Annotated in this window: 7 protein-coding genes; 3 read left to right on the forward strand and 4 right to left on the reverse strand. The window is 35.6% G+C overall.

Going from position 1 to position 7,944, the window contains the following annotated elements:
* Positions 1-134 precede the first annotated feature (134 nt).
* From G6554_RS24880 to G6554_RS24890, 3 genes are read left to right on the forward strand one after another with little or no spacing between them, the layout of a single operon-like run.
* Positions 135-1,205 carry a GerAB/ArcD/ProY family transporter gene (locus G6554_RS24880; protein ID WP_347564353.1) on the forward strand — a complete coding sequence of 357 codons (1,071 nt, stop codon included), beginning with the start codon at positions 135-137 and terminating at the stop codon, positions 1,203-1,205.
* Complete coding sequence (locus tag G6554_RS24885; protein WP_166246781.1) at positions 1,195-2,703, forward strand: spore germination protein; 1,509 nt, start codon at positions 1,195-1,197, stop codon at positions 2,701-2,703. The genes G6554_RS24880 and G6554_RS24885 overlap by 11 nt, the downstream gene beginning before the upstream one ends.
* On the forward strand, positions 2,704-3,882 hold the full coding sequence (locus G6554_RS24890; RefSeq protein ID WP_166246782.1) for a Ger(x)C family spore germination protein: 1,179 nt from the start codon (positions 2,704-2,706) through the stop codon (positions 3,880-3,882).
* A 299-nt stretch (positions 3,883-4,181) separates the two neighbouring features.
* Here the strand turns inward: G6554_RS24890 and G6554_RS24895 are convergent, their stop codons facing one another.
* The 4 genes from G6554_RS24895 to G6554_RS24910 all read right to left on the reverse strand — a co-directional run bounded on the left by G6554_RS24895 (position 4,182) and on the right by G6554_RS24910 (position 7,796).
* Positions 4,182-5,012 carry a MetQ/NlpA family ABC transporter substrate-binding protein gene (locus tag G6554_RS24895; RefSeq protein WP_166246783.1) on the reverse strand — a complete coding sequence of 277 codons (831 nt, stop codon included), beginning with the start codon at positions 5,010-5,012 and terminating at the stop codon, positions 4,182-4,184.
* 17 nt (positions 5,013-5,029) lie between these two features.
* The gene (locus tag G6554_RS24900; RefSeq protein ID WP_166246784.1) at positions 5,030-5,692 is read right to left on the reverse strand and encodes a methionine ABC transporter permease; all 663 of its coding nucleotides are present in this window, start codon (positions 5,690-5,692) and stop codon (positions 5,030-5,032) included.
* Positions 5,685-6,434: a methionine ABC transporter ATP-binding protein gene (locus G6554_RS24905; protein ID WP_166246785.1), complete on the reverse strand. Its 750-nt coding sequence runs from the start codon at positions 6,432-6,434 to the stop codon at positions 5,685-5,687. Before G6554_RS24905 ends, G6554_RS24900 begins: the two co-directional genes overlap by 8 nt.
* A gap of 849 nt (positions 6,435-7,283) precedes the next feature.
* On the reverse strand, positions 7,284-7,796 hold the full coding sequence (locus G6554_RS24910) for an SRPBCC family protein (RefSeq protein ID WP_166246786.1): 513 nt from the start codon (positions 7,794-7,796) through the stop codon (positions 7,284-7,286).
* Positions 7,797-7,944 lie beyond the last annotated feature (148 nt).

The raw sequence follows: 7,944 nt of genomic DNA on the forward strand, positions 1-7,944 counted from the left end.
ATTTATATCTGGTATATTTTTGTATTTATTATAAATTTCTATTATTGGGTTAGGGGACTGGCCAACCCATTACAATCATTTGAAATAGAAGGTAATTAAGGAGTGATCATATTAACAGTTCAAATCCAATTTCAATTTTTCAAATAGTTCTTCTAATCATAACTGCAGTAGGTTTAAAGAACCATGTATTTGCCATTCCTCCACTAATACAAACTGCCCAAAAAGACTCGTGGCTGAGTGTTATATTGGCACTGTTTATAACCTTACTTTGGTTGTTTATTATAATAGGCATTTACCAAAAAACGAAAAAGGAGAATGTTTTTCAATGGTTACTTAGACGTGTCAATAAGTGGGTTGTTTACATTATGATTGGGGTACTACTTATTGTCTTGACAATCATTTGTTCGGAAACTTTAAGAGAAACTATCACATGGGTGCATGTTTCATTGCTCCCACAGACACCAAGATCCGTTACAGCTATTTCTTTTGGAATAGTTTGTTTCTTAATGGCTAAAACAAATCTGAAGTCAATCTGCATCATTAATCAATCTCTTCTTTTTTTTATTGTCATACTTGGTTTTTTTGTTGCTACAGTCAATATTCAATATAAGGATTACTCCTTATTAAGACCAATTTTTGAACATGGCTATGCACCAATTATAAGGGGTATCATCTTTCCACTTTCTGGTTTTACTGAATTTTTTCTAGTACTGATTATTCAAGACAAAGTAAAAGAAACTTTTCGTTTTCGTCATTTTGTTATTACCGCTCTACTATTAACTGGATTAACGATAGGTCCTCTAATAGGAGCTATCATTGAGTTTAGTCAAGGGGAGGCGGAAAAGCTGAGATTTCCAGCTTATGAAGAATGGCAGCTTGTATCAATTGGACAATTTATTGAACATGTCTTTTTTTTCGTCATTTATCAATGGCTTTCAGGAGCCTTTATTAGAATAACTTTTTTATTTTATTTGATAAGGGAACTACTCGCTTTAAATAAAAACGGAAAGGTTATTATTTACGCTGTTTTTATTATTATTGAAATTCTCACGCTCTTTCCATTAAGTGACTTTAAGTATACTGAAATATTATTTTATGTTTTATTACCCTTTTCAGCTTGGTTTTTCCTTGGATTTTCCATTCTGTTTTACTTAATTATCTACATAGCATCAAAAAAAGATAGGAGAGTTAATAATGAGGCATAGAAAAAAGGCATTCATGGAATCTCAGCCACCCCTTAAAAGAACAAATGAGACATTTATCTCACTACCCCCTTTAAATACACAAGCTCTAAGAGAAATATTTAGTAAATGTCCAGATATTGAATTTTCAACCTTTAAGTTTAAGCTCCACCCGGTAACATTTATTTATTGCTCTGGATTAATCAATACTGACCTGCTTTACGAGACAATTCCAAGTTTAATTGAAAAATTTTTCGAGAGGTTTAATGGAACTCTAACAACCGATGTCATTCTAGAAGAGCTCAATCTTCCTTCCATAGCAACTATTTCTAGTGAAGAAAATGTTGTATCTGACATATTTGCAGGAAAATTATTGATTGATTTCGGAATTTCTGGCATATTGTTCACTTTAGATATTGCTAAACGCCCACAAAGAGAACCATCTGAAACAAATACGGAATCCACAATCCTTGGACCAAGAGATGATTTTATCGAAGATATCAACATAAATGTTTCCTTAATTCGCAAACGATTACGTACCACCTCTTTGGTTTTTGAGGAATTCTGTGTTGGTAAAAGGACGAAGACAAAGCTGCTACTTCTATATATAGATGATATCGCCAATCTGGATACGCTTGGGCAAATTAGGAATAAGCTTTCTTCTATTAATGTTGACGGCCTATCAAGCACCAATCAATTAGAAGAACTTATAAATAACAATAAATATGCACTTTTCCCCAGGCATAAATATACAGGTAAACCAGAGTTTGCGGTGCAGACCCTATTAAGCGGCAGATTTGTCATACTAATTGATGGGGTTGCAACAGCATTTATTACACCAATAAACTTTCACCTTTTATTTAAGACCAATGAAGACAAGGAAATTAGTTATATCTATGTTTCTCTTGAGAGGTTGTTAAGAGTATCAGGTTTACTAATTTCTACCTTATTTCCTGGCATTTGGATTGCATTAACTACCTTCCATCAGGATCAAGTACCATTATCTTTGCTGGCTACGGTTGTCGAAACTAGAAGAGGTGTACCCTTTCCCGCAGCCGTAGAGGCCTTTGCCATGTTATTATTATTTGAACTATTTAGGGAAGCCGGCGTACGTCTTCCCATGGCAATTGGTCAAATTTTGAGTGTGGTTGGAGGATTAATTATAGGAGATGCAGCCATAAGTTCCGGATTAACAAGTCCTTCTATGTTAGTTGTAATTGCTTTATCGACTGTAGCCACCTTCACCCTGGTTGATCAATCATTAATTGGCACCCTTTCGATTATTCGTTTCTTATCTATAATTATGGCTTCATTATTGGGCTTTTTTGGGGTACTACTCTCCTTTTTTTTACTTTTAAGTTATTTAGGAAGTATTCAAACTTTTGGGGTTTATTATTTAGATGGTATGAACCAATTTAACAAATGGACTTTCCTTAAAACATTTTTTAAGCTGCCTGCGGGGGCTATGAGGAGACGGCCAGAGGATCTTAACCTAACAGATGATACAAGAAAAGGTGAATAGATGATAAAACGAAAGAGAGAGTATAAAATATGGACTTGCTTTAGTTTTATTTTATTTCTTATTTTTCCACTATCAGGCTGCTGGGATTCAAATGACCCAGAAAAAATGGTGTATACGCAAGGCATTGGAATTGACTATAAAAACGGTAAATATATTATCCATACACAGCTTATCAATTTAAGTTTATTAGCAAAGCCTGGTTCTGGAGGGGGTGCCGACAAACCTTTAAATTCAGAAATAGGTAAGTCCTCAGGTAGTTCAGTTGAAGATGCCATTTTCAATTTATATAAAACCTCCCAACGTCGGATTCATTGGGGACATCTTTCTTATATTTTTTTAACAAATCATGCATTGGAGCAAAATGGTTTGCAAAGTATTATTGACATCATTACTCGTTATAATGAAACCCATTATCATATTTGGATTTACGGTACAAAAATTCCCATATCCAAAGTGATGAATACCATTCCACCCATTAATATGTCCACTTATCTATCTCGATTAAGTGATCCGAATGCAGCATTTGAACAGTATTCATTTATTCAACCCATGGATATGAGAGAAACGATTATATCCAATTATGTTCCGCCAAATGAGATAGTACTTCCCTTTGTTACTTACGACAAAAATGATTGGCACGGAGATGGAAAGCCTCGCAATATTGCAGTGATAAATGGCATTTCTATTGTGGGGGACAATACTTTGAAGGGACACATCATTAATAATGATATTAAAGGATATAGATGGATTGAAAAAAAGTTTAAACGAACAGGATTAAGTGTTCAGAAGAAAGGAAATGAAAATTATGGTTTAACCATTACCAAGCGAAAAGTGAATATAAAACCTATTATTATTAATGGGAATGTTCAATTCGATATTAAAATAAGGACAAAAGCAGTTATAAATAGGCTTGAAAAAAACATTTCAACTTCACAGTTAAGTTCGGAAGCTGAAAAAATAATTAAAAAAGAGGTACTAGAAACGTATCGAAAAAGTCTCGAAATTAACTCAGATCTATATCAATTGTCAAATGTACTCTATAAGAATAATTATGTATTTTGGAAAAAAATCCAAAAAGGAGGAGAAATACCTTTAACCAAAGATTCAATTAGACATGTAGATGTAAAAATAGAAGTTGTAGATGGAGGAAAAAAACGCAAAATACCTACACTAAAATAATAACTCAAACTTCGAAGAGTGTGATGTTTTATAGTAAACATCGTTGGTCACTTAGCAGAGGCGCAAAGAAAAAAGCTAACAGATAATAAAAGGGCTAACATATTCAGATCGTTAGTTCTAACAAAGTTTACTATTCCTACAAAAGTAACTTTAGATGCCTCCCAATTAAAAGGGAGGTTTATTTTAGTTTAATCTAAACTCATAGTAAGCTATCCAGGTATAGTTACAATGATTTGAGCAGTCAATATAAGAAAAAACCGCACCATCACATGGCGCGGCTCCTTCAAGCGATATTAAAATTATTCAAACGCTGGAATAGCTGTTTCATCATAATTTTTTTCTAAAAATTCTCGTACTTCCTTGCTTGTCATCGCTTTTGCTAGCTTTTGAATGGCCTCTGAGTCCGCATTATCCTTACGTGCAACGAGAGTAATCGCAAAATCATTTTCTATGCCTTCCGTTAGAAGAGCATCACTTTTTGGTGTCAATCCAAGCGGTGCGGCATAAGCAGGCGTCATCACGACTGCATCGGCATCGTCATACATTCTCGCTAACATTAACAAATCTACTTCTTCAAATTTATATCCTTTTGGGTTATCTTTAATATTTGCTTTTGTATAATATGGCCCTGTTTTTTCCTCTAACGTTATGATACCATGTTGAGCTAACAATGATAATGAACGATCAATGTTGGAAACATCATTGGCAATGGCAATGACAGCCCCTTCAGGTAATTTATCCATTGAATTGAATTCTTTTGAATATACACCATAGTTGGCAAAATATATAGGTTTAACCGGCACTAATTCTGCGTTATTGTTTCGGTTAAATTCCTCCATATAGGGAACATGTTGAAAGAAGTTTGCATCCACTTCCCCTGCTGCAAGGGCACTATTTGGCTGTACATTATCACCAAGTACAACTAACTCAAGATGAATGCCTTCTTCTGCAAGTTTTGTTTTTGCAATTTCAACAATGTTCGTCATTGGTGGTATTAATGAAGCGACTTTGATGGTCACTTCTTCTTTCTCCTTATTTTGTGTTGTTTCTTTTTCGCTGGTTTCATTCTTTTGACCACAACCAGCTAAAGTGAGAAGTAATAAGGTTAGTAAAAGTAATAATTTTTTCATTTTGTCTCCCCCTGTTGTTATCTTTTATCTATGATTCTTGAAACTGTTGTACCTGTATATTGAATGAACTGCACGAATATAATCATGATTATAATCATATACATCATTAATTCTGTTTGAAATTGCTGATAACCATATCGAATCGCAAAGTCTCCTATTCCACCTCCTCCAACCACCCCCATGATCGTCGAATACGAGATAAAACTAATAATGGACGTGGTTAACCCCAGTACTAGTCCAGAGCGTGCCTCGACGAGTAGAAACTTAAAGATTACCTCTTTCATAGATGCACCCATGGAAATCGCTGCTTCCATGACACCCTTAGGTACATCCAATAACGATTGTTCGACTAGCCGTGAATAATGGGCAACGGCAATGATGGATAAGGGAATAGTTGCTGCAGCTGTTCCAATAGCGGTCCCAATGAGCAATCTAGTGAATGGTATTAGAAATACTACTAAAAGCAAAAATGGAAAGGAACGAATGATATTGACCAGTAAATTTACGATCGAGAAGATGAACTGGTTTTCAAGCAACTGTCCCTTCCTACAAAGATACAGTAAAGTTCCTACCGGAAGTCCAATCAATACAGCAGCTAGTATTGAAACCCCAACCATTATAAAGGTTTCTCCGATTGCATTCCATATTTCTGCTTCATATTGAATTAAAATCTCAGGCATTGTTGCTATCACTTTCCTTTTTTAGTTGTTCTACAAACCACGCTGGATTACTATTCAAGCTTTGTAACCCTTCTGGTTCATTAACCAATGTATCATAGACTTGTCCATCTGCCATAACCGTTACCCGATGACAGATACTCTTGATCACTTCCATCTCGTGACTGACGATGACAATGGTTACACCTAGACTTTTATTTATATCTTGTAATACAAAAAGAATCTCTGCCGTTGTATTCGGATCAAGGGAGGAGGTTGGTTCATCACATAACAACACTTTGGGGCGATTTGCTAAAGCCCTTGCAATGGCAACACGCTGTTTTTGTCCTCCACTTAATTGGGCAGGATATTTATTCTGTAAACTCTCCAATCCAACAAATCTTAGGCATTCCATAACACGGCTATGGCGAGCTTGCCGTGGGATTTTTGCTAGCTCTAACGGAACAGCAACATTGTCAAAGATCGTTTTATTGGACACTAAATTAAAATGTTGAAAGATCATCCCTATCGATTGACGTGCTAGTCGAAGGTCTTTACTAGCCAACTCTGTTAAGAATTGTCCATTCACTTCCACTTTACCCTCATCAGGTATCTCCAATAAATTCATTAATCGCAACAAAGTAGACTTCCCAGCTCCACTTGCTCCAATGATTCCATGAATTTCTCCTTTTTGGATGGTTAAAGAAACCGACTTTATCGCATCAAATTGGGAAAATCTTTTCGTCACTTGATGTAACGTAATCATAAAATAACCTCTTTCTACTATCTGAAAGGTGTAATAACAATGCACATTATAGCTTACTATACGGAAGCTGTCATTTATCGAATCTTATTCGATCTGTGTCTGATAATGTCCACTATTCTTACAATTCGGGCTACTAGTAGTGACATAATTTAAGTAGTGACAGGCACTATTTTTAACGGAGACCGCTCCCATGGTTTCGGTATATACCTGTAGAACCGTCCCTGTTCCCCAAAAAAGAGAGGATGTCCCAAGTTAGGAAATCCTCATCTCTTTGTAGATTATTGGTCATATCTTTGTTATTAAGATGTTTTGACTTGCTTTAAAGCTTAGTATATTGATTGTAAAAAGTAGGACTAGAACTACAACCATCAATGACCCAATGATGATTCCGATTGTAAGTGCAGTTTTCCCTGTAAGAAGTTCAATGAATAAGGTCCCTTGCAGAATTGGAACCCCAAGGTTATGCAACTAAAAAAGACAGACAGCAAGAAAAAAGTAAACTACTGCGATATTTAAAAAGCAAATTTCCAACAAAAAGAAGTATGCTGCAAATACATGAAAAGGGTTTTTAGCTTTATTCCTGCCAGTCCGTTCTTAAAAAATCAATAATTGTAATTTTTACCATCACTGTTTTTTCTATAATGCTTCAAATCCTATTTGTATAACTGCAGATACAGTGTTTTTAAACCTAAGGTAAAACCGTATTTTGTTCTATTTACTGTCATTAATATTCATTATCAAGAAAAAACAAGCCTCTTTCGCTACCCTGCCCCTTTTCTTCAATAAGAAAAGAACACCCCTTATAGAAGGAATGCCCCCGATAGTTTTAGTAGAAATATTTATAATTTTTCAATTCAGGGAGACAAGATAGTCTGCAAGTTTATCGAAAGTACCCTCAAGATCTTGTTGAAGCTTTGAAGCCATACCTTTGTAGGTTTCTTGTTCCTCTGCAGAAGCGTTCACAGGGAAACCTATCAGTTTTAAAGCAGTTTTACCTTCGTCATCTTCTAGCGTTATGATATTCATAATTTCAAGAGGCCAGCTCACGCTAAAAGGCGCTCGGACCGTATTTCCTTGCTCATCGGAAAAGGAACGGATATAAGCCACTTTCTCAGGTTCGACAACCTCTTGGTATGCAAATTTCCCCCACATAACCTGATTTCCGTCAGGAGACGTCTGAATACCTAAAAACTCTCCACCTGATCGAGCGTCCATTTTAACGATTTCGAGGAAGACACCCTTTGGTCCCCACCATTTCGCAAAATGCCCGAGCTCTGTCCATACTTTAAATACGAGTTCGCGAGGGGCATCAAAAACACGTGTAATTGCAATTTCGAACGATTGATTCAGATCGTTATCCATGAAAATCCTCCTTGTATTTTGAAGGGAAACTATTCCCCTATTTTGCTACAGAGTGCTTGAAATCTAAACCAGAAATACGGATTACTTTGTCATACTACATTCAAATTAACTTTGAATGTTTTCGATATTTATTACATAATACCTCTAT

The organism is Bacillus sp. MM2020_4 (assembly GCF_011250555.1).
Taxonomy (GTDB): Bacteria; Bacillota; Bacilli; order Bacillales; family Cytobacillaceae; genus Neobacillus.

What these genes read in the sequence shown, in the direction of transcription:
- G6554_RS24890 (WP_166246782.1), top strand. Translation starts at nt 2,704, where the DNA reads ATGATAAAACGAAAGAGAGAGTATAAAATATGGACTTGCTTTAGTTTT.
- G6554_RS24905 (WP_166246785.1), bottom strand. Translation starts at nt 6,434, where the DNA reads ATGATTACGTTACATCAAGTGACGAAAAGATTTTCCCAATTTGATGCG.
- G6554_RS24900 (WP_166246784.1), bottom strand. Translation starts at nt 5,692, where the DNA reads ATGCCTGAGATTTTAATTCAATATGAAGCAGAAATATGGAATGCAATC.
- G6554_RS24895 (WP_166246783.1), bottom strand. Translation starts at nt 5,012, where the DNA reads ATGAAAAAATTATTACTTTTACTAACCTTATTACTTCTCACTTTAGCT.
- G6554_RS24885 (WP_166246781.1), top strand. Translation starts at nt 1,195, where the DNA reads ATGAGGCATAGAAAAAAGGCATTCATGGAATCTCAGCCACCCCTTAAA.
- G6554_RS24910 (WP_166246786.1), bottom strand. Translation starts at nt 7,796, where the DNA reads ATGGATAACGATCTGAATCAATCGTTCGAAATTGCAATTACACGTGTT.